The organism is Methyloversatilis sp., from assembly GCF_030696805.1.
Lineage (GTDB): Bacteria > Pseudomonadota > Gammaproteobacteria > Burkholderiales > Rhodocyclaceae > Methyloversatilis.
In genome coordinates, this window is the sequence record NZ_JAUYRO010000042.1 from 36,301 (window position 1) to 57,685 (window position 21,385).

The 21,385-nt window shown below is 63.8% G+C and carries 20 protein-coding genes; 11 read left to right on the forward strand and 9 right to left on the reverse strand.

Annotated elements, in window-relative coordinates; genetic code table 11:
• Positions 1–114: 114 nt before the first annotated feature.
• Positions 115–855, reverse strand: a complete 741-nt coding sequence (pyrF, locus tag Q8R75_RS07575; RefSeq protein WP_305611561.1) for an orotidine-5'-phosphate decarboxylase — start codon at positions 853–855, stop codon at positions 115–117.
• A gap of 163 nt (positions 856–1,018) precedes the next feature.
• Here pyrF and Q8R75_RS07580 point away from each other — a divergent pair, with 163 nt between their 5' ends.
• The gene (locus Q8R75_RS07580) at positions 1,019–2,470 is read left to right on the forward strand and encodes a hypothetical protein (RefSeq protein ID WP_305611562.1); all 1,452 of its coding nucleotides are present in this window, start codon (positions 1,019–1,021) and stop codon (positions 2,468–2,470) included.
• Here the strand turns inward: Q8R75_RS07580 and Q8R75_RS07585 are convergent.
• Complete coding sequence (locus Q8R75_RS07585; RefSeq protein WP_305611563.1) at positions 2,467–3,297, reverse strand: YihY/virulence factor BrkB family protein; 831 nt, start codon at positions 3,295–3,297, stop codon at positions 2,467–2,469. The genes Q8R75_RS07580 and Q8R75_RS07585 overlap by 4 nt on opposite strands.
• A gap of 100 nt (positions 3,298–3,397) precedes the next feature.
• Between Q8R75_RS07585 and wrbA the strand changes: the two genes are divergently transcribed.
• Both wrbA and Q8R75_RS07595 read left to right on the forward strand, forming a co-directional pair.
• Positions 3,398–3,991: an NAD(P)H:quinone oxidoreductase gene (gene wrbA, locus Q8R75_RS07590; protein ID WP_305611565.1), complete on the forward strand. Its 594-nt coding sequence runs from the start codon at positions 3,398–3,400 to the stop codon at positions 3,989–3,991.
• 1 nt (position 3,992) lies between these two features.
• Complete coding sequence (locus Q8R75_RS07595; RefSeq protein ID WP_305611566.1) at positions 3,993–4,352, forward strand: DUF2069 domain-containing protein; 360 nt, start codon at positions 3,993–3,995, stop codon at positions 4,350–4,352.
• A 32-nt stretch (positions 4,353–4,384) separates the two neighbouring features.
• Here Q8R75_RS07595 and Q8R75_RS07600 read toward each other — a convergent pair whose 3' ends face one another.
• From Q8R75_RS07600 to Q8R75_RS07620, 5 genes are all read right to left on the reverse strand, one after another.
• Positions 4,385–5,929: a 2-isopropylmalate synthase gene (locus Q8R75_RS07600; RefSeq protein ID WP_305626032.1), complete on the reverse strand. Its 1,545-nt coding sequence runs from the start codon at positions 5,927–5,929 to the stop codon at positions 4,385–4,387.
• 237 nt (positions 5,930–6,166) lie between these two features.
• The gene (gene pssA / locus Q8R75_RS07605) at positions 6,167–6,934 is read right to left on the reverse strand and encodes a CDP-diacylglycerol--serine O-phosphatidyltransferase (RefSeq protein ID WP_305611568.1); all 768 of its coding nucleotides are present in this window, start codon (positions 6,932–6,934) and stop codon (positions 6,167–6,169) included.
• 208 nt (positions 6,935–7,142) lie between these two features.
• Complete coding sequence (ilvC, locus tag Q8R75_RS07610; RefSeq protein WP_305626031.1) at positions 7,143–8,159, reverse strand: ketol-acid reductoisomerase; 1,017 nt, start codon at positions 8,157–8,159, stop codon at positions 7,143–7,145.
• 71 nt (positions 8,160–8,230) lie between these two features.
• Entirely contained in the window at positions 8,231–8,722 is a 492-nt protein-coding gene (gene ilvN, locus Q8R75_RS07615) for an acetolactate synthase small subunit (RefSeq protein WP_305611570.1), read from the reverse strand.
• A 151-nt stretch (positions 8,723–8,873) separates the two neighbouring features.
• Positions 8,874–10,583, reverse strand: coding sequence for an acetolactate synthase 3 catalytic subunit (locus tag Q8R75_RS07620; RefSeq protein ID WP_305626030.1), 1,710 nt, complete (start codon positions 10,581–10,583; stop codon positions 8,874–8,876).
• 196 nt (positions 10,584–10,779) lie between these two features.
• Here Q8R75_RS07620 and Q8R75_RS07625 point away from each other — a divergent pair, with 196 nt between their 5' ends.
• The 4 genes from Q8R75_RS07625 (at position 10,780) to Q8R75_RS07640 (ending at position 12,735) form a co-directional block, all read left to right on the forward strand.
• Positions 10,780–11,346, forward strand: a complete 567-nt coding sequence (locus tag Q8R75_RS07625; RefSeq protein WP_305612699.1) for an RNA polymerase sigma factor — start codon at positions 10,780–10,782, stop codon at positions 11,344–11,346.
• The gene (locus Q8R75_RS07630) at positions 11,343–11,765 is read left to right on the forward strand and encodes a DUF3619 family protein (protein WP_305612696.1); all 423 of its coding nucleotides are present in this window, start codon (positions 11,343–11,345) and stop codon (positions 11,763–11,765) included. The genes Q8R75_RS07625 and Q8R75_RS07630 overlap by 4 nt, the downstream gene beginning before the upstream one ends.
• Positions 11,765–12,217 (forward strand): DUF3106 domain-containing protein, encoded by a 453-nt coding sequence (locus Q8R75_RS07635; RefSeq protein WP_305612693.1) that lies wholly within the window; start codon positions 11,765–11,767, stop codon positions 12,215–12,217. Before Q8R75_RS07630 ends, Q8R75_RS07635 begins: the two co-directional genes overlap by 1 nt.
• 86 nt (positions 12,218–12,303) lie before the next feature.
• Positions 12,304–12,735 (forward strand): RDD family protein, encoded by a 432-nt coding sequence (locus tag Q8R75_RS07640; protein WP_305612691.1) that lies wholly within the window; start codon positions 12,304–12,306, stop codon positions 12,733–12,735.
• A gap of 31 nt (positions 12,736–12,766) precedes the next feature.
• On the opposite strand, the gene lptG is transcribed toward Q8R75_RS07640, so the two are convergent.
• Together lptG and lptF are read right to left on the reverse strand one after the other, a co-directional pair.
• Positions 12,767–13,840, reverse strand: coding sequence for an LPS export ABC transporter permease LptG (lptG, locus tag Q8R75_RS07645; RefSeq protein WP_305612690.1), 1,074 nt, complete (start codon positions 13,838–13,840; stop codon positions 12,767–12,769).
• A 2-nt stretch (positions 13,841–13,842) separates the two neighbouring features.
• Complete coding sequence (lptF, locus tag Q8R75_RS07650) at positions 13,843–14,925, reverse strand: LPS export ABC transporter permease LptF (RefSeq protein ID WP_305612688.1); 1,083 nt, start codon at positions 14,923–14,925, stop codon at positions 13,843–13,845.
• Positions 14,926–15,051: 126 nt separating this feature from the next.
• Between lptF and Q8R75_RS07655 the strand changes: the two genes are divergently transcribed.
• Genes Q8R75_RS07655 through Q8R75_RS07670 form a run of 4 tightly spaced genes read left to right on the forward strand, consistent with a single transcriptional unit; the run spans position 15,052 to position 20,846 of the window.
• Positions 15,052–16,545, forward strand: a complete 1,494-nt coding sequence (locus tag Q8R75_RS07655) for a leucyl aminopeptidase (RefSeq protein ID WP_305626029.1) — start codon at positions 15,052–15,054, stop codon at positions 16,543–16,545.
• Positions 16,546–16,549: 4 nt separating this feature from the next.
• On the forward strand, positions 16,550–16,978 hold the full coding sequence (locus Q8R75_RS07660) for a DNA polymerase III subunit chi (protein ID WP_305612745.1): 429 nt from the start codon (positions 16,550–16,552) through the stop codon (positions 16,976–16,978).
• The gene (locus Q8R75_RS07665; protein WP_305612747.1) at positions 16,975–17,733 is read left to right on the forward strand and encodes a hypothetical protein; all 759 of its coding nucleotides are present in this window, start codon (positions 16,975–16,977) and stop codon (positions 17,731–17,733) included. The genes Q8R75_RS07660 and Q8R75_RS07665 overlap by 4 nt, the downstream gene beginning before the upstream one ends.
• 29 nt (positions 17,734–17,762) lie before the next feature.
• Positions 17,763–20,846, forward strand: coding sequence for a valine--tRNA ligase (locus Q8R75_RS07670; protein WP_305612749.1), 3,084 nt, complete (start codon positions 17,763–17,765; stop codon positions 20,844–20,846).
• Positions 20,847–21,385 lie beyond the last annotated feature (539 nt).

Here is a 21,385-nt window from a genome sequence, read left to right on the forward strand (position 1 = left end):
GCAAGCACGTGAACGCGGTACTGCCCCGTCGCTGACTGAAGACACGCTGAGTATGCTGCAAGGCTCACGCGCAAATCATCATCCGAAGGGCTGATAACGTGCGCCGGCTCCCTTTCAGCACACACCCAGCGCCTGGGCGATCTGCAGCTGCATCCGGCGCGCAGCTGCGGCCGGGTCGGACGCATTGCGGATAGGGCGCCCGACCACGAGGTAATCGGCGCCGTTGGCAAGCGCCTGCGCTACATCGACCGTACGTTTCTGGTCGTCCGACGGCCGGTTTTCGACCGGCCTGATGCCCGGCGTCACGACCAGCACGCGCGAGCCGAGTTCGGCGCGGATCGCCGGCGCTTCAAGACCCGACGACACGACACCATCGCACCCGGCTGCCAGTGCGCGCCGCGCACGCGACAGAACAAGTGCTTCGACATCACAGGCAAAGCCGAGATCATCCAGATCGCCACGATCGAGACTGGTCAGCACGGTCACAGCAAGTATCTTCAAGGCGCCTTTGTCGGCGCCAGCCGCTTCCATGATGGCCTGATTGCCATGCACCGTCGCAAAGGTCGCACCGCTGCAGGACAGCGCGCGCACTGCTGAACGCACGGTTTCGGGTACGTCGAAGAACTTCAGGTCGACGAACACCTTCTTGTCACGCTTCACCAGCCAGTCGAGCAGCTCGAAGTAGTTGCCGGTCATGAAAAGCTCCAGACCGATCTTGTAGAAGCGAACCTCGTCGCCCAACTGGTCGACGACGGCGCGCGCCTGATCGGCACTCGGTACATCCAGGGCAACGATCAGCCGGTCGGGCGGGTCGATGATGGGGCGTTCAGCGCTGGCGGGTCGGAAATCGGTCATGATCCAGAATGAAGTGAGGCGTATGGCCTGCGCACGAAAAGCCCGAGTTTACTAGAATCGTTCCTACCTTCTTCCGCTGCAACGATCGCTCACGATGTCTTTTCCCGCTTCCGTATCGCCCGTACTCGAAGGGCTCATCCGTGACGCGCGGACAGGACAGGGCATGAGAACGGTGCTCGACTGGCTTGCAAAGCCGGTCGATGCTCGATTCGCGGATGAAACGGCTGCGCTGTCCGCCCACCTTGACATGCTCGACCAGGCGAACGTAGCGCAAGCGGCCCGCGTGCGCATCCTCGACATCTTCCACGACCGCGCACGAAGCTGCGCCGCCGCACTGAAGCCAGAGCTTGCGGCGAGTGCCCTGCCGGTCGAACGCGCCATGCGTGACACGGCGGAACTGCTCTGTCTGCTGCACATGCGGCTCGCTCGTGCCTATCTCGAAGCACTCGCCGAAGGCGCTGCCCATCGACCCGCACGTACCGCAGGACATGCCATGGTGTGCGTACTCGACGCCTACGCACTCAATGTGCTCATTGCGGCCGACGACCCGCCGGGCATGTGGGGCACCGCCAATGCGCTGTTGATGCATGCACGGGTAGTGGCTGCGCCGGTTAGCAGCCGGCCCGGTTCTGTTGACGCGGAACAGCTGTACCGGCAACTGGTCGCGCTGGCGCTGGCGCAGCCACCCAACCTTGCACCCGCCGATTTCTTCCGGGTGGCCGAGTATGTGCGCAGCTACTCGGGCGCGGTGCAGTTGCAGATACAACCACCGCACCGCGATCTGGATTCATGGTTCTGGCTCGACGACGAGATCGACCGTGGTCCCACCGCACTGCTTCGCGCACCAGCCGACACGGAACGCATCGGGCACATTCTTTACTGCTCCTGTCAGCGGCTGGGGCAGGTACTCGGCCAGCACCTTGATCTGATCGACGAAGGTGGAAGCGCTGGCGAACTGCATCTGCCCGCCTGTCTCGAACAACTGCCGACACGCCGGCTGATGCGCATGCTTCAGTCGCGCTGGATGTCGATGCCAAGACGCCAGCAGGCGCGCCGCGAGCGTACTCAGGACGTGCGAATGTTGATCGGATTCGACGCCATATGGACACTGCTCGAGCGGCGCGATGCCTCGCCGGACTGGCAGCGCTGCAGTTCGCACTGGCTCATTCAGAACGACAGTGCAAGCGGCTTCGCATTGAGCCTGGCGAGCGGCCAGACCGGACTGGTCCGTCCGGGAACGCCGGTCATGATAAAGGGCGTCGATTCGCGAAAATGGATGATCTGCGTGGTGCGCTGGGCACGCAGCGGTCAGGCGGACCGGATGGAAATCGGTGTCGAACTGCTCAGTCACGGCGCACAGGCGGCCACCGTGATATTCGGCACCGAACGCGCATCCGGTCGCATGTCGGTCGCAGCACTGCGGCTGCCGCCGCTGACCTCGCGGCGCCCGCAGCCTGCACTGATGCTGCAGACGGGCGCCGCAGTCGGTCGCGACATCCTCATCGCACACGCCGCCGGAGAGCGCCTCCGGCTGGGCGATGCCCGGTTGTCGGACCTCACCCTGCAAACGCACGCCTTCGAACTGTTCGAACTTGAAGAACGGATGACGCCCTAGGGTCTGCCTGCGTGCAGTTCCGCCGTCAGGCTGGCGCCGAACAACACGATGCTCCAGAACAGATAGAGCCACAGCAGGAAAACCGGCAAGGTCGCCAGCGCGCCGTACACCAGCTCGTAGCCCGGCACATGATCGATATAGGCGCTGAGTACCTTCTGCATCAACGACAGCAGCGCCGTGGCGACCAGCGCACCGGTCACGGCGTAGCGCAGCGATACCCGGGCGCGGGGCAGCGTGCAGTACAGCAGCAGCAGAAAACCGGCAGTGACAAGCGCGGCAGCCGCACGCAGCAGCGTGAGCTTGAGCCAGGTTGGCTCGTCGATCAGGCCAAGCGACGTGGTGACCAGATACACGCTCAGCGCGGCACCGGTGCCAAGGGCAAGCGGTGCAAGAAGCGGCAGACCGAGATAGACCAGCACAGTCTGACGCAGCTTGCGTCGCGGCGCCTGTGGCCACATCGCATTGAGCGCATGATCAGCGGTGCGCACCCACACCCATGCACTGACCAGCAACACCAGCAGATCGGCTGGCGACAGGCGACGCGCTTTTGCGACGAAGCGCATGGCGTGGCGGACCACCGATGCGCCGGTTTCATCCGGCAGCAGCGCACCGGTCAGGTAGGCGCGCAGCGGCCTGGCTACGCGCAACGCGTCGGGCAACAGATCGGCGAGTTGCTGCGCCAGCACCAGCAGCGGCACCAGCGCGAACAGCAACGCGAGTGCCAGTGCTGCGGCGGACTGGGCCGCATGGGCGTCCCGATGCCGGCGGGCTGCGGCCGCCAGTGTCCGAAAGATGCGGATGAGCGAAACCGGGAAACGGGAAGACATGTCGTACGAAGTGGAGGGACGGGAAATTCGGTGACCGGGGCCGGTGCCTGTACACTCACCTGACTCATTGTGCTGGATCACCTGCGTTGAAAGATATCCGGTGAAGGAAATTCTGGTTCTGTACTACAGCCGCAACGGCTCGGTGTTCAATCTGGCGCGCCAGGTCGGGCGCGGCATCGACTCGGTCGACGGTGCTGCGGCGCGACTGCGCACCGTACCTGCAGTATCGACAGTGTGCGAGGCGGTTGCCTCGACAGTGCCCGACAGCGGCGCACCGTATGCCGAAGCGTGCGATCTGGAAGAATGCTTCGGCGTCGCGCTGGGCAGCCCGACCCGCTTCGGCAACATGGCAGCACCTCTCAAGTATTTTCTCGATGGCAGCAGCCCACAATGGCTGTCGGGCGCGCTGTCAGGCAAGCCAGCTGCGGTATTCACCTCAACCACCTCGCAGCACGGCGGTCAGGAAAGTACGCTGCTGACGATGATGCTGCCGCTGCTCCATCACGGCATGGTCATTGTCGGCCTGCCCTACTCCGAACCCGACCTCGCCACGACGCCCGACGGCGGCACACCCTACGGCGCAAGCCATGTGGCGGGGGCCGATGGCGACAACCGGCTGACCGAACCGGAAGCACGCCTGGCCTTCGCGCTCGGCCGCAGGCTCGCGCTCACCGCACTCAAACTGGCCATCTGACATGAGCGCACGTCACTGGAACCTGATGGCCAGCATCAGCCTGGTCGCCCTCATCCTGCTCGGCCTCGCGTGGGAACTGTGGCTTGCTCCGCTGCGTCCGGGCGGATCCTGGCTGGTGCTGAAGATCGTGCCGCTGCTTGCCGCGCTGTTCGGCATCCTGCGCGGCAAGCGCTATACACATCAGTGGATGTCGTTGCTCAGCCTGGTTTACCTGACGGAGGGCATCGTGCGCGCGACGTCGGACAGCGGGCTGTCGGCACAGCTGGCGGCCGTCGCAACCGTGCTGACGACGACGCTGTTTTTCGGCTGCATGTTCTATTCGAAGCTGACGGCACCGAGCCGGATGGCTGCAGCGGAATGAGAAAGGCCGGCGCCCCGGCGCCGGCCTTCTGGTCAGATCGGGCTTTCACCCTGGGGGTTCAGCTTCTGACCGCCGCGCAGCTTGTTCAGCGCGTTGATGTAGGCCTTGGCCGAGGCGACGATGATATCGGTATCCGCGCCCTGACCGTTCACGATGCGCCCGCCCCTTGCCAGACGGACCGTCACCTCGCCCTGCGCGTCGGTACCGGTGGTGATCGCATTGACTGAATAGAGCAACAGCTCGGCTTTGCTCGCCGCCACCATTTCGATCGCGCGGAACGCCGCATCGACCGGGCCGCTGCCCTTCGATTCGACCGTCGCTTCGCGTCCTGCATCGATCAGCGTCACCGCAGCGTACGGCGTTTCACCGGTTTCCGAACGCACGCTCATGGCGACCAGCTTGTACAGCTCTTCTTCCGGCGTGACCGACTCGTCGCTCATCAGCGCCTGCAGATCCTCATCGAAAATCTCGTGTTTCTTGTCGGCCAACTCCTTGAAGGCGGCGAAGGCAACGTTCAACTGCTCTTCCGACTCGACCACGATACCCAGATCATTGAGACGCGCGCGGAATGCGTTTCGCCCCGAGTGCTTGCCGAGCACCAGCTTGTTGGTGTTCCAGCCCACGTCCTCGGCGCGCATGATTTCGTAGGTTTCGCGGTGCTTGAGCACGCCGTCCTGATGGATGCCGGACTCGTGCGCGAAGGCGTTGGCACCGACCACCGCCTTGTTCGGCTGCACCGGATAGCCGGTGATGGTCGACACGAGGCGCGACGCCGGAACGATCTGCGTGGCATCGATGCGCGTCTCCAGCCCGAACACATCACGCCGGGTGCGCACCGCCATGACGATTTCTTCAAGTGACGCGTTGCCTGCCCGCTCGCCCAGTCCGTTGATCGTGCACTCGACCTGACGTGCGCCGGCCATCACCGCGGCAAGCGAATTGGCGACCGCCATCCCGAGATCGTTGTGGCAGTGCGTCGACCAGATGACCTTGTCGGCGCCCGGCACGCGCTCGATGAGCTGCTTCATGCGCTCGGCCCATTGCGCCGGCACCGAGTAGCCGACCGTGTCGGGCACGTTGATCGTCCGGGCACCCGCCTTGATTACCTCGGTGAAGACGCGGACGAGGAAATCGATGTCGCTGCGCACGGCGTCTTCGGCCGAGAACTCCACGTCATCGGTGTACTCGAGCGCCAAGCCGACCGACTTGATCGCCTGCGCCACGACCTGGTCGGGCGTCATGCGCAGCTTCTTCTCCATATGGATCGGGCTGGTCGCAATGAAGGTGTGGATGCGTCCGCTGGCGGCCGGCTTGATCGCCTCGCCGGCCCGGCGGATGTCGTTCTCGCTGGCACGGGCGAGCGAGCACACGGTGGATTCACGGATGGTTTCCGCCACCGCGCGCACCGACTCGAAGTCGCCGTTCGAAGCAGCTGCGAAGCCGGCTTCGATGACGTCGACACGCATGCGTTCGAGCTGACGGGCAATACGCAACTTCTCGTCACGCGTCATCGATGCGCCGGGGCTTTGTTCGCCATCGCGCAAGGTGGTGTCAAAAATGATCAATCGTTCAGACATGATTTTCTCCGGTGTCAGACTGGAATGTTCGGCGTACGGGAACGCACCGCGGTGGCGCTGGCGCACGGCGGGCAGACTTCAACAAATTGTGGGGAGGAATTAGTGTGCGCGCGAGCGCAGCAGCGGCCGGGCCAGCAGCAGGCGGCGCAGCGAGAGGGAGGACGACGGAAGGCGGATCGCGTTCATGTACCCGAATATAAATGCAATTTCGCCGCCCGGCAATGTCCGTTGCCCGGTTCAGGCCGGAGGCGGAGTCGATTTCCGGGTGAAGAATTTCGCCAGCAGCATGACGTAACCGGACAGCGCATAGGCGACAAACAGGCCGAACAGCACGATCGGCGGGTTCAACGACACCGTGACGAAGGCCAGTACGAACCCGAAGATGACGATGAAGGGCACGCTTCGGCGCAGATTGATGTCCTTGCCGCTCCAGAATTTGACATTGCTCACCATCGTCAGTCCAGCAAACAGGGTGATTGCGAATGCCGCCCAGCGCATGTCGGGGCCGGTATAGCCATTGTCTGTCGTGACCCACACGAGACCGGCAACCAGCGCGGCTGCCGCCGGGCTGGGCAAGCCCTGGAAATATCGCTTGTCCACCGTACCGAGATTGGTATTGAAGCGCGCCAGTCGCAACGCAGCACCGGCACAGTAGATGAAGGCGGCAATCCAGCCCCATTTCCCGAGGCCGCGCATTGCCCATTCATAAGCGATCAGCGCCGGCGCGGCGCCAAAGGACACCATGTCCGACAGCGAGTCGTATTCGGCGCCGAACGCCGACTGGGTGCGCGTGAGGCGTGCCACGCGTCCGTCCAGGCCGTCAAGCACCATGGCCACGAAAATCGCGACCGCAGAATATTCGTACCGCCCGTTCATGGCCTGCACGATGGCGTAGAAGCCGGCGAACAGCGAAGCCGTCGTGAAGAGGTTGGGCAGGATATAGATGCCGCGCCTGCGTTTCAGCGGGTCGGCGGGCTTCACATATTGCGGGTCGTACTCTGACATGCGCTCTCTCCGGAAAATCCTGCGCGGACAGCAGCGCGCAAGGCAGAACACTGCGTTCAGGACGATCCGGTGAACGCCAGTGCGATCAGATCCACCATCATCAACGATCCACGTCGCAAGAGTCAGCGCGAATCAGCCGACCCCGAAATGCAAAAGCCCGATCTGCCCGCGCACGCGCGCAGACGGATCGGGCAGCACCGATACCGGATCAGTTCTTCGACTGGTCGACCAGCTTGTTCTTCGCGATCCACGGCATCATCGCACGCAGTTCGGCACCGACCTTCTCGATTTCGTGATTTGCAGTCAGACGGCGACGGGCCGTCATTTCCGGGTAGTTGGTGCGGCCTTCGAGGATGAAGCGCTTGGCGTAGTTGCCGTTCTGGATGTTGTCCAGACACTCCTTCATCGCGGCACGGGCTTCGGCACCGATGATGCGCGGGCCGGTCACGTACTCGCCATACTCGGCATTGTTCGAGATCGAGTAGTTCATGTTCGCGATGCCGCCTTCGAAGATCAGATCGACGATCAGCTTCACTTCGTGCAGGCACTCGAAGTAGGCCATTTCCGGCGCGTAACCCGCGTCGGTCAGCGTTTCGTAACCGGCCTTGATCAACTCGACCAGCCCCCCGCACAGCACGGTCTGTTCGCCGAACAGATCGGTTTCGGTCTCTTCGCGGAACGAGGTTTCGATCACGCCGCCCTTGGTACCGCCGTTGGCGGCCGAGTACGACAGCGCGAGATCGCGCGCCTTGCCCGACTTGTCCTGATACACGGCGATCAGCGACGGCACACCGCCTCCGCGCAGGTATTCGGAACGCACCGTGTGGCCGGGGCCCTTCGGCGCAATCATCACGACATCCAGGTCGGCGCGCGGCACGACCTGGTTATAGTGGATGTTGAAACCGTGCGCGAATGCGAGCGTCGCGCCCTTCTTGATGTTCGGTTCGATATCGCCGTAGTAAACCTGCGGGATGTTCTCGTCCGGCAGCAGGATCATGACCAGATCCGCGCCTTTCACCGCTTCAGCGACTTCCTTCACCTTCAGGCCGGCACCTTCGGCCTTCTTCCACGATGCACCGCCCTTGCGCAGGCCGACTGTGACCTTGACGCCGGAATCGGACAGGTTCTGGGCGTGGGCATGGCCTTGCGAACCATAGCCGACGATGGTGACTTTCTTTCCTTTGATGAGGGACAGGTCAGCGTCCTTGTCGTAGAAGACTTTCATGGGTTTTCCCTTATACGTGTGGGTTTGAGCGGTGATGCGGTACGTGATGGTGATACGGATTCGATTGCAGCCTAGAGACGCAATATGCGGTCGCCGCGGCCGATGCCGCAGACGCCGGTACGCACGGTTTCCAGAATCAGCGACGCATCGATGGCGCCGACGAAGGAATCGAGTTTGGTCGTGTTGCCCGTCAGCTCGATGACATAGGTCGAGTCGGTCACGTCGATGATGCGGCCGCGGAAGATATCGGCGACCCGCTTCAGTTCTTCGCGGTCCTTGCCGGTCGCACGCACCTTGATCAGCATGAGCTCGCGCTCGACGTGTGCCGCTTCGGACAGGTCGACCACCTTGACCACCTCGATCAGCTTGTTCAGCTGCTTGGTGATCTGTTCGATGATGTCGTCCGAACCGGTGGAAATGATGGTCATTCGCGACAGCGACACGTCTTCGGTCGGTGCCACGGTCAGCGATTCGATGTTGTAGCCGCGAGCGGAAAACAGCCCGGACACGCGAGACAGCGCACCTGCCTCGTTTTCGATCAATACGGAAATGACGTGCCTCATTGCGAGCGCCTTGGTAGGGATTGCAGAGACCGCTGCCGCGGAAACGGGCTGCCGGAGGCCGGTGCCCGCTGTCTGCCGGGCGGGTAATCCCGGCAGACGGACTGGGCAGCGTTGCCGCCCGGTTCCGCGTACAGCAGCGTTCGAATTACGGTTACAAGTCTTCCGAAGACAGAATCATGTCGGTCAAACCCTTGCCGCCCATCACCATCGGATAGACGTTTTCGGTCTGATCGACCTGGAAGTCGAGGAACACCAGATCATTCTTGCGCTTGAACGCCTCGCGCAGGGCGCCTTCGACATCGCCCGGCTTCTCGATGCGCATGCCGACGTGCCCATAGGCTTCGGCCAGCTTCGGGAAATCCGGCAGCGAATCCATGTACGACTCGGAATAGCGGTTGCCGTGGATGATTTCCTGCCACTGGCGAACCATGCCCAGATAGCGGTTGTTCAGGCTGCAGATCTTCAGCGGAATGCGGTACTGCTTGCAGGTCGACAGTTCCTGGATGTTCATCTGCACCGAACCCTCACCGGTCACGACCGCGACCGGAGATCCCGGGTGGGCGAGCTGCACGCCGATACCGTAAGGAATGCCCACGCCCATCGTGCCGAGGCCGCCGGAATTGAGCCAGCGACGCGGCTTGTCGAACTTGTAGTACTGGGCCGCCCACATCTGGTGCTGGCCTACGTCGGACGTCACGAACGCGTCGCCCTTGGTGACTTCCCACAGCTTTTCGATGACGAACTGCGGCTTGATGATTTCGTCGCTCTGCTTGTATTTCAGGCAGTCGCGGCGGCGCCATTCCTCGATCTGCTTCCACCACTCGCCAAGCGCTTCCTGATCGGGGCGGTCGGCCGAGCCGTCGAGCAGGCGAAGGATGTCGTCCAGCACGTCCGGCAGGTTGCCCACGATGGGCACATCCACCTTCACACGCTTGGAGATCGACGACGGATCGATGTCAATGTGAATGATCTTGCGGGCAATGCGGGCGAAATCCGCCGGATTGCCGATCACGCGATCGTCGAACCGGGCGCCGACGGCGATCAGCACGTCGCAGTACTGCATTGCCATGTTCGCTTCGTAGTTGCCGTGCATGCCTAGCATGCCGACGAACTGCCTGTCGGTCGCCGGATACGCGCCAAGACCCATCAGGGTATTGGTGCACGGCGCCCCAAGCGTGCGAACGAGCTTCGTCAGTTGCTCCGAACAGTCGGACAGGATGACGCCGCCGCCGGCGTAGATCATCGGCCGCTTGGCGTCGAGCAGCAGCTGTACCGCCTTCTTGATCTGCCCCTGATGCCCCTTGATGATCGGGTTGTACGACCGCATCGTGACCGATTTCGGGTACTCATACTCCGCCTTGGCGATCGTGATGTCCTTCGGGATATCGACCAGCACCGGGCCCGGGCGGCCGGTCTTGGCGATATAGAAGGCTTTCTTGATCGTGCTGGCGATGTCCTTTGCGTCCTTGACCAGGAAGTTGTGCTTCACGCAGGGGCGCGTGATACCGACCGTGTCGCACTCCTGGAAGGCGTCCTGACCGATGGCGGCCGTGGGCACCTGACCGGAAATGATCACCATCGGGATGGAATCCATATACGCCGTGGCAATGCCGGTGATGGCATTGGTCACACCGGGACCGGACGTGACGAGCGCAACGCCCACACGATCAGTCGAGCGCGAGTAGGCATCGGCCGCGTGCAGCGCGGCCTGCTCGTGCCGGACCAGTACATGGCGTACCGCGTCCTGCTTGAAAAGCTCGTCGTAGAGGTACAGGACGGCACCGCCCGGATACCCGAACACATATTCGACCTTTTCTTCCGCAAGGCACCTGACTACAATTTCCGCTCCGGTCAATAGCATTGAACCACCTGTATAAAATTTCCGGAAAAGCGCCAGAGGGTAGCCTGCACCTGTTGCGTGGTCAAGGCATTTGTCCGCCATCTGCGCGGCAATGCGGGCTCCTCACCGCGCCCCGTCCCGCCGGGAACCAAGCCTCCATCCGACCGATCCAGAATACGCTGATCGTTCGGCGCAGACACCCCGAGAAGGAATCAATCTGGCTTCCAGAGAAGAACTGTCGAGCTTTCTCGCCGCCGTAGAACGTCGTGCCTTCAAACAGGCTGTCTTCGCGTTGCGCAATGACGAATCCGCGCTCGATGCCGTGCAGGACGCCATGCTAAAGCTGGCGGAAAAGTACAGTGACCGGCCAGCCGGCGAGTTTCCGATGCTGTTCCAGCGCATCCTGCAGAACGTCATCCGTGACGCATTCCGGCGACGCAAGGTGCGTTCGACCTGGACAACGCTGCTGTCGGCCTTTTCCGGCGCGGATGACGATGATGATTACGATCTGCTCGACACCATGGTGGTCGACGACCCGTCATCGCTCGGCCGCAGCCCGGAGCAGAACGTCGGGCAGGCAGAAGTGATGGCGCTGATCGAGCGGGAGATTGCCCGGCTTCCGGGCCGTCAACGAGAGGCGTTTCTGATGCGTTACTGGGAAGAAATGGATATTTCCGAAACTGCGGCGGTCATGGGCTGCTCCGAGGGCAGTGTGAAGACGCACTGCTCGCGCGCCACGCATTCGCTGGCCGCCGCCCTGAAGCTGCGCGGCGTCAAACTATGAACAATTCCATCACCAGGCCCGAGCCGAATGCGCTTGAACAGGCGGCGATCGGGCAGCGCGCGCATGCCGCGCTGGAAGCTGCCAGTGCGGCACTGCCGCCGGACATCGTATTCCGTCTGGGCCAGTCGCGCGAGAAGGCACTTGCGCTGCATGCATCGAGGCGGCGGGCGCCGATCGCACTGTTCCAGCTGGCCGGCTTTCCGGGCACCGGCCAGCGCTGGCTGCGCGACGTCATCACTCCGGCGCTCGGCATTGTCATGCTGGCGGTGGTCGCCACTGTCGCCGGCCAGTATGGCGCGAACGCGAATCACAGCGAAGTCATCGAAATCGACAGCGCGCTGCTGACGGACGACCTGCCGATCGATGCCTACCTCGACCGTGGCTTCGCGGCCTGGGTCGCGCACCAGGGAGGCGTCTGATGCGCCCCCTGCTGTGCATGATTTCGGTCGTGCTGGCGATCACCGCAGCAGTCCCTGCACAGGCCAGCGACCAGCCCGACTGGCAGCAACTGAGCGCGGCGCAGCGCGATGTGCTCTCCCCGCTGGGGGGAGACTGGAATTACCTTGACGATGATCGGCGCCGGAAATGGCTCGAACTGGCGCAGCGATTTCCATCGATGACGCCCGATGAACAGGCGCGCATGCGCGCGCGCATGAGCTACTGGTCCAGCCTTACACCAGAAGAGCGGGTCGAGGCTCGTGAGCGCTACAAGCGCCTGCAGGCCATGCCGCCCGATCAGCGCGAAGCACTTGCGCGCAAGTGGGAAGCCTACGAAAGCCTGTCGCGCGAAGAACGCAAGCGCTTCAGCGACAGTCAACGCCCGGCAGAAAAAGCACCGGGCGCCGCCACCGCGGCTCCGGTACGCAAGTAGACTGCGCAGGGTTCCGGGGTCTGCAGGAGGGCAGTTCGCACTCCTGCAGACCTCTGGGTCGCCGTTCCACGCTCCCGTACTTTCAGATGTCAGATCTCATCCGTTTTCCGGTGGCCGGCCTGCGCCGCCGCCTCGCTTCGCTGTTGTACGAATCACTGTTGCTGCTGGGCGTGCTGGCCGCTGGGTTCATGCTGCCCTATCTGGCAATAGGCCTCTTTTTCGAGGTGGCGCCGCAGGGCTGGTTTGCCTGGCTGCACGCGTTCTCGCTGCTCGGCCTGTATTTCGTGCATTACTGGCACAGCGGCGGCCAGACGCTGGCCATGCAGACCTGGGGTATCCAGGTAGTCGATGCGGCGCAGGAAAAACCGCCGCACTGGCGCCGCGCCGTGCTGCGCTATCTGCTGAGCTGGCCTTCGGTTCTGTTCTGCGGCGCCGGCCTGATCTGGGCACTGTTCGATCGCGAGCGCCAGTTTCTGCACGATCGGCTGGCCGGCACGCGGGTGATCCGCGTCAAGTAAGTCATTCCAAAGGGCCAATGAAAGCCGCAAGTCATCGCCGGTCTTCCCACCACAGCATGGCTGCCGCGGCGAACATGAAGAGCAGCCCCGGCGTAAGCGCTGCCGCATAGGGCGGCCAGGAATTGATCGCACCGAGGTTGGAAAACAGACCGTTCAGCATGTGGAAGAACACGCCGATCATCACGCCGGTGAATACCTTGATGCTGACCGCGGCGTTGCGGTTGTGCATGTAGGCGAACGGCAGCGCGAGTGCCAGCATGACGATACAGGCCAGCGGATAGGTGAATTTCTTCCACAGCGCGATTTCGTAGCGGCCTGTTTCCTGCCGGTTGTCGACCAGGTGCTGGATGTAGTGCCAGAGCTTCCAGGCCGACATGCGTTCGGGCACGACCAGCATGACGCTCATCACATCCGGGCTGAGGCCAGATTCCCACACCAGGCTGTCCGATCGGCTCACCCGCGCACCCTTGTCGGTGAATTCGGTGCGGGTGACGTCGGTCAGCGTCCAGCCCTCGGGCGGCAGATAGGCTGCGTCGGCGGCTTCCAGCACCGACAGCAGCACACGGCTATCGTTGAACTCGAAAATGCGGAGCTGCTGCAGCTTGCCGTCCGGCGTCACGCTGCCCACGTTAACAAAGTCGTTCTCGTCCTTGATCCAGAAGCCGCTGCGGAATTCGCTGGTCAGCAACTGCGAACGTGCGGCGAGCTTCAGTTCCTGCGCCGCCTTTTCGGCGGGCGGCGCGACGAACTCGCCTGTGACGAAGGTCAACACGACAAAGGGCAGACCGATGCGTGCCAGCAGTCGCAGCAGTTGCGGCGTGGACACGCCCGATGCCCGCAGCACCGTGATTTCGGAGTGGCGCGACAGCGTGGTCAGCGAATACAGACCGCCGATCAGCACGGCGATCGGCAGCGTTTCATACACGCGACCGGGCATGGTCAGAACGGTGTACATCACCGCATGCTCCAGCCCGTAATTGCCGCGCCCGAGGTTGTCCAGTTCGTTGATCAGGTCGAAAAAGCCGAACAGGCCGAGAAAGGACGCGAGCACCAGCAGGGTGGCCAGCACGACTTCGCGACGCAGATAGCGTTCGTGTATCAGCATGGTCAGCGGTTCAGCCAGGCCCGCGGCACGTGTGAATACGTGCGCCAGGCAAACAGGAGTGCGAGCAGCAGGAACATGCCACCGTGCAGCGACCACAGTGCGCCGGGCAGCGACAGCTTGCCCTGCGCGACCCAGGCCTGCGTGACGCTAAGCAGGTTCGAATACATCAAGTAGATCAGCAGCGCGGTCAGCAGATTGGTGGCGCGACCGGCGCGCGGATTGACGAAGGAAAGCGGGATCGCCAGCAGCGCCAGATTGAGCGCAGCGATCGGCAGCCCGATGCGGAACGCCAGTTCGCCATTGTTGGGCGGTGTCGGATCGGCCAGCAGTTCCTCGACCGTACGCAGATAGGGCCGCGACTCCACGCCTTGCGCCTCGCGCGTTTCGATGCGCACTGCGTAGCGCTCGAATTCCATTACGCGGTACTCCGGGCTGCCCGGTACGCCCTCGTAGCGACGCCCTTCGAGCATCACGACAAAGCGGTCTCCGTTCTCAACCGTCTGCGTGTAGCCGTCGCCCGCCACCATCACACCCAGTTTGTCCTTGTCGGTCGTGCTGACGAAGATATTCTTCACCGCACCCTCCTTGCCCTCGCCGCTTTCGACGAAGAACACGCGGTCTGCCTGGGACGACTCGCGGAAACTGCCGGGCGACATCTGGGCCACGTCATCGCGATTGCTCATGCGGGTGCGGAATTCGGCGCTCTTGTTGAGTGCCCAGGGCGCGAGATAAAGCGACAGCACCGCCACCAGCACGGTCAGCGGCACGGCGAACACCAGCACCGGGCGTATCCAGGCAGTCAGCGACACGCCGGTCGAAAACCACACGACCATTTCCGAATCGCGCCAGCTGCGCGACATCGACAGCAGGATGGCGATGAACAGCGTGAGCGACAGGATGACCGACAGGTAGCGCAGCGCCCCGAAGCCGAGCAGCGCCATCACGGCTTCGGATGCCACCTTTCCGCCGGCTGCCTGTCCGAGCAGGCGCACGAGTTGCGTGGACAGCACGATGGCAAACAGGGCCACAAAGACCGTCAAGGCTGTGCTGGCGAATTCGCGCAGGGCGGCGCGCTGGAAGATCAAGCCTGGGGCTCCGTGCGGAACGGCTCTGCGCCGGGGCGCGTCGCAGCGTTCTTTTTTGACTCGTGTGCGGCTTCACACCGATAATCGGGCGATTGAAGCGGCGCGAATTGACTTGAGGAGAAGCGGGTGGAATTTAGCATAAAGAGCGGCAGCCCCGAGAAACTGCGCACCGGTGCGCTGATCGTCGGCGTCTACGAATCCCGCAAGCTCACTGCCACTGCCGCTGCACTGGACGCGGCAAGCAAGGGCCGCATCAGCGAAATCACCGACAGCGGCGACATGGAGGGCAAGGCAGGCAGCACGCTGCTGCTGCACAAGCTGCCCGGCGTTGCCGCCGAGCGCGTGCTGCTGGTCGGTCTGGGCAAGGAGAAGGAGTTCGGCGCACGCGAGTACCGCGATGCAGTGGCTGCGGCCGTGCGCGCACTGCGCGACACGGGTGCTTCCGACGCGGTGTGTGCGCTGGCCGACGAAGCGCCGCGCAAGGCGGCTGGCGCGCGCGCCCTGCGTCAGGCGGCAAGCGCCGTGCTGGACGTTCTGTATCGCTACGACACGCACGCACGCCACAAGAAAGATGAATCGCGCGCGCTGGCAAAGATGGCCTTCATGCTGCCGAAAAAATGCAGCGCCACTGCGGCGGAAGAAGCGCTGGTGCAGGGTGCTGCCATCGGCCATGGCGTCGCCTTCACGAAAACCCTGGGCAATCTGCCGCCCAATCTCTGCACGCCGACCTATCTGGCCGAGCAAGCGCTGGAACTGGGTCGCAAGAGCGGCATCGCGGTCACCGTGCTTGAGCGCGCCGACATGCAGAAGCTGGGCATGGGTTCGCTGCTGTCGGTATCGGCCGGCACCCGCCAGCCGCCGAAATTCATCGCCATGGAGTATCGGGCCGGCAAGAAGGCCGATGCACCGGTGGTGCTGGTCGGCAAGGGCGTCACCTTCGACTCCGGCGGCATTTCGCTGAAGCCCGGCGAAGGCATGGACGAAATGAAGTACGACATGTGCGGCGCCGCCAGCGTGCTCGGCACGCTTCAGGCCATCGCGGCGATGAAGCTGCCGATCAATGTGGTCGGTCTGATCCCGACGGTCGAAAACATGCCGGGCGGCGCGGCAACCCGGCCGGGCGACGTGGTCAAGTCGATGTCCGGTCAGACCATCGAAATCCTGAACACCGACGCCGAAGGCCGGCTCATCCTGTGCGATGCGCTGACCTACGCCGAACGCTTCGAGCCAGCCTGCGTCGTCGACATCGCGACGCTGACCGGCGCCTGCATCATCGCGCTCGGCCACGTCACCAGCGGCCTGATGGCGAACGACGACGCGCTCGCCGACGAGTTGCTGGCCGCCGGCCAGAGTGCGCTCGACCGCGCCTGGCGGCTGCCGATCTGGGACGACTACCAGGAACAGCTGAAGAGCAACTTCGCCGACATGGGCAACATCGGCGGTCGGCCCGCCGGCTCCATCACCGCCGCCTGCTTCCTTTCCCGCTTCGCGAAGAAGTACAAGTGGGCGCACCTGGACATCGCCGGCACCGCCTGGAAAAGCGGCAAGGACAAGGGCGCAACCGGCCGGCCCGTGCCGCTGCTGGTGAATTTCCTGCTCGAACGCGCCGGCAAGCTCTGAGCCCATGCCCCGGGTCGACTTCCACCACGACGCACCCGACAAGCTGCGCCACGCCTGCGAACTGGTCGCCAGTTGGCACGCCGACGGGCGCCGTGTGTGGATCCATTGCGCCGATGACCTGCTGGCAGCGCGCGTCGACCAGATGTTGTGGACCTTCGAGCACCTCGCCTTCGTGCCGCATGTGCGCGATGGCCACCCGCTGGCCGACGCCACCCCGGTGCGCATCGGCCGCGACCCGGCGCTGGCGCCGGCCGACGCGATACTGCTGAACCTGTCGGTTCAGGTACCGGACGGCTTTGAACAGCGCGAGCACATCGTCGAAATCGTCGGTCGCGACACCGAGGACCGCGACGCCGCCCGCGCACGCTTCGTGTTCTACCGGCAGCACGGCTGTGACCTGCATACCCGACATGCCACTGCGGAGCCCGCATGAGTGATGACCTGCTTGGCCGGGCCGACAGCCTGATGCGGCGCAGCCGCAGCTTCGTCGCCGGTCATGCCGCGCCGGCCCCGGTCGATGACGGCATTCCGCTGCTGACTGAAGCCATCGATCTCGACGCGCTGATCGCCGTCCCGGAACCGGAAGACCGCACGGCGGAGATCACGGCGCAGGTCACTGCCGACGTCACTGAGCGCGTGACCGCCGAAGTCACGGCTGCAGTCACCGAGAGGGTGACCGCCGACGTGACGGCGCGCGTCACCGCCGAAGTCACTGCTGCGGTGACGGCAGACGTGACGCAGCAGGTCACTGCACAAGTCGCCCAGCAGGTCACGCGCGACGTCACCGAGCGCGTCACGCAGGAGGTCGCCGCGCAAACACGGCTGGACCTGCTTGACGAGGCCCGCCATGCGGTCCGGGCGGAAATCAACGCTGAACTCCGGGACGCACTGCAGCAGAACACCTCGTATGCTCTGACGCAGCAGTTCGGCGATCTGGCGCCGCTGATCCAGAGCCTGATCGACGACTGGAGCCGCACCACCTTGCCGGCGCTGGTCGGGCTTGAACTGCGCGCCGCACTCGAAGCCGCGATGGGCGCCGCCGTAGAAAACGCCACGGCGCGCATCCGAGAGCAGGCTGTGCTCGACCTGCGCGACACCATCGCCGGTGAAATCGAGGCGCGCAGCGTGGCAGTGGTCACCGCGGCACTGTCCCGCGACCCGTCGGAAGCACCGGACCAGCCTCTATAATCGACGGTTTGCTTTTACGCGAACCCGTCATGACGCTGGCCAAGAGCTTCGAACCGGCCGACATCGAGCGCCGCTGGTACCCCGAGTGGGAATCGCGCGGCTACTTCGCTGCCGGCCTGGACACAGACACCCCGAACAAGCCCAACTTCTGCATCCTGCTGCCGCCGCCGAACGTCACCGGCACGCTGCACATGGGTCACGGCTTCAACCAGACCCTGATGGATGCGCTCACGCGCTACCACCGCATGCGCGGCGACAACACGCTGTGGCAGCCGGGCACGGACCACGCGGGCATCGCCACCCAGATCGTGGTCGAGCGCCAGCTCGACGCCCAGGGGATCTCCCGCCACGACCTCGGCCGCGAGGCGTTCGTGAAGAAGGTGTGGGAGTGGAAGGAATTCTCCGGCTCGACCATCACGCGCCAGATGCGCCGTCTGGGCACCTCGCCCGACTGGACGCGCGAGCGCTTCACGATGGACGAAGGCCTGTCGAAAATCGTCACCGAAACCTTCGTCCGCCTGCATGAAGAAGGCCTGATCTACCGCGGCAAACGCCTCGTGAACTGGGACCCGGTGCTGGGCACGGCGGTGTCCGACCTCGAAGTGGTGCAGGAGGAAGAAGCCGGCTCGCTGTGGCACATCCGCTATCCGCTGGCCGACGGTTCGGGCCATCTGACCGTCGCCACCACCCGTCCGGAAACCATGCTGGGCGACGTCGCTGTCATGGTCCATCCGGAAGACGAGCGCTACGCTGCGCTGATCGGCAAGACCGTGAAGCTGCCGTTGACCGACCGGGAAATTCCGGTCATCGCCGACGACTATGTCGATCGCGAATTCGGTACCGGCGTGGTCAAGGTGACGCCGGCGCACGACTTCAACGACTACGCGGTTGCCAAGCGCCACGGTCTCAGGCTTATCTCAATTCTCGCGCCGGATGCGAAGCTCTATTCCCGCACTTCGATCACCCGGACTGCCGACATTACGAATCTTCTTGATTTGTTCAACGAGAAAGACGCGACGCACGCCTCTCTCGCACAACAGAGAGAAAATGCGACGGACTACTCGCTCACTCTTGATGAGCTGTTGGCTAAGTACATTCCGCTTCACTACCAAGGACTCGACCGCTTCGCCGCGCGCAAGGCCATCGTCGCCGATCTCGAAGCGGCCGGCCTGCTCGACAAGACCGACAAGCACACGCTGAAGGTGCCGCGCGGTGACCGCACCAACGCGGTGATCGAGCCCATGTTGACCGACCAGTGGTTTGTCGCGATGACCAAGCCGGGCGCCGACGGCAAGAGCATCACGCAGAAGGCGCTCGACGTGGTGGCCAGCGGCGAAATCCGCTTCCACCCGGAAAACTGGGTCAATACCTACAACCAGTGGCTCAACAACATCCAGGACTGGTGCATTTCGCGCCAGCTGTGGTGGGGCCACCAGATTCCGGCCTGGTACGACGAAAGCGGCAACGTGTTCGTCGCGCACTCGGAAGCCGAGGCCTACCAGAAGTATTTCGAGCACCTGGCGCAGTCGAATCCGGACCTGAAGCGCCTCGCCGTCGCGACCGCGATGGCGCGCGAAATGTCCGGCGACACGCTGCCCGAGGTCGGTCGGAATTACGCGATCAAGGAGAACCTGCCGCTACTGAAGCGCGACGAAGACGTGCTCGACACCTGGTATTCGTCGGCGCTTTGGCCGTTCTCGACGCTGGACTGGACGCCGGAGTGGGAGCCGGGCAATCCGGACAAGAGCAATCCGGCGCTCGACCTCTACCTGCCGTCGTCGGTGCTGGTGACCGGTTTCGACATCATCTTCTTCTGGGTGGCGCGCATGGTCATGATGACCACGCACATCACCGGCAGGATTCCGTTCCGCGACGTCTATGTGCACGGCCTGATCCGCGACGCCGAAGGCCAGAAGATGTCGAAATCGAAAGGCAATGTGCTGGACCCGATCGACCTGATCGACGGCATCGCGCTCGACGACCTGGTAAAGAAGCGCACCACCGGCCTGATGAATCCGAAGCAGGCGGAACAGATCGAAAAGCGCACCCGCAAGGAATTCCCGGACGGCATTCCCGCCTTCGGCACCGATGCGCTGCGCTTCACTTTCGCCTCGCTGGCCAGCCCTGGCCGCGACATCAAGTTCGACATGCAGCGCTGCGAGGGTTACCGCAACTTCTGCAACAAGCTGTGGAACGCCACCCGCTTCGTGCTGATGAACTGCGAAGGCCAGGACTGCGGGCTGGCGCCGTGCAATGAAGACTGCGGCCCTGAAGGCGCACTGCACTTCCAGGCGCCCGACCTGTGGATCGTCAGCGAACTGCAGCGCGTCGAAGCGGAAGTCGAAAAGCAGTTCGGCGACTACCGCTTCGACCTGGTGGCACAGGCCATCTATCGTTTCGTGTGGGACGAGTACTGCGACTGGTATCTCGAACTGGCCAAGGTACAGATCCAGAACGGCACGCCGGCACAGCAGCGGGCCACGCGCCGCACCCTGCTGCGCGTGCTCGAAACCGTGCTGCGCCTCGCCCACCCGCTGATTCCGTTCATTACCGAAGAGCTGTGGCAGACGGTCGCACCGCTGGCGGCGCGCAAGGAGGGGGACTCGATCCAGATCGCGCGCTATCCGCAGGCGGTGCCCAGCCGCATCGACGCGACGGCCGATGCCTGGGTGATCGAACTGAAGTCCATGGTCGACGCCTGCCGCAGCCTGCGCGGCGAAATGGGCGTGTCGCCGGCGCAGAAGGTACCGCTGCTGGCCGCCGGCAATATCGAGGCGATCACCGGCTACGCACCCTATCTCGCCGCGCTGGCCAGGCTGAGCGAAGTGCAGGCCGTCGGCGAAGAGCTTCCGGCCTCGCCGGCACCGGTTCAGGTGGTCGGCAGCTTCCGCCTGCTGTTGAAGATCGAGATCGACGTGGCCGCCGAGCGCGAGCGCATCGGCAAGGAAATCGCACGGGTCAGCGGCGAGATCGCCAAGTGTGAAGCCAAGCTGGGCAACGAAAGCTTCGTCGGCCGCGCACCGGCCAATGTGGTCGAACAGGAGCGCAAGCGCATGACCGACTTCGGCGATCTGCTGGGCAAGTTGAAGGAACAGCTCGGCCGGCTGGGCTGAGGGGCGGGTTCAGGGCGCACGGTGCATGCCGTGGCCCTGGCCGCCTTGGAACAGTAGGCGCGTGCCCGCAGGCGATCCGATCTGCGGGCACGCGATGTCACGTGATGTTCATTCGCATCGCGGGCAGGGCTCGCTCCGAAGCGCAACATCGTCGCGGTTTTCGTAGGAGCCGTCCTACGGTCGGCGAGCCGTGCTCGCCGAGATCCCCGCTCCGCCCCCGCAGGCGATCCCGACCGTTGAGCACGCGACTGCTCATGATCAACGCGCGCATCGCGGAAAGGGTCCGCTCCTGCGACGGGCGAACATCGCGCTGTTTTTCGTAGGAGCCTGCCCTGCAGGCGATCCGGTCTTCGAGATGCGACGTCACGTGATCAACGTGCATATCGCGGACAGGGTCCGCTCCTACGAAAGGCAGGCAGCACAGCGGTTTTCGTAGGAGCCGTTGCACGGGCGGCGAGACGTGCTCGCCGAAATCCCCGCTCCGCCCCCGTCGCGATCAGTGCGGTGACCATCGCGCCGCACCCCAGCGGCCGCGTCCA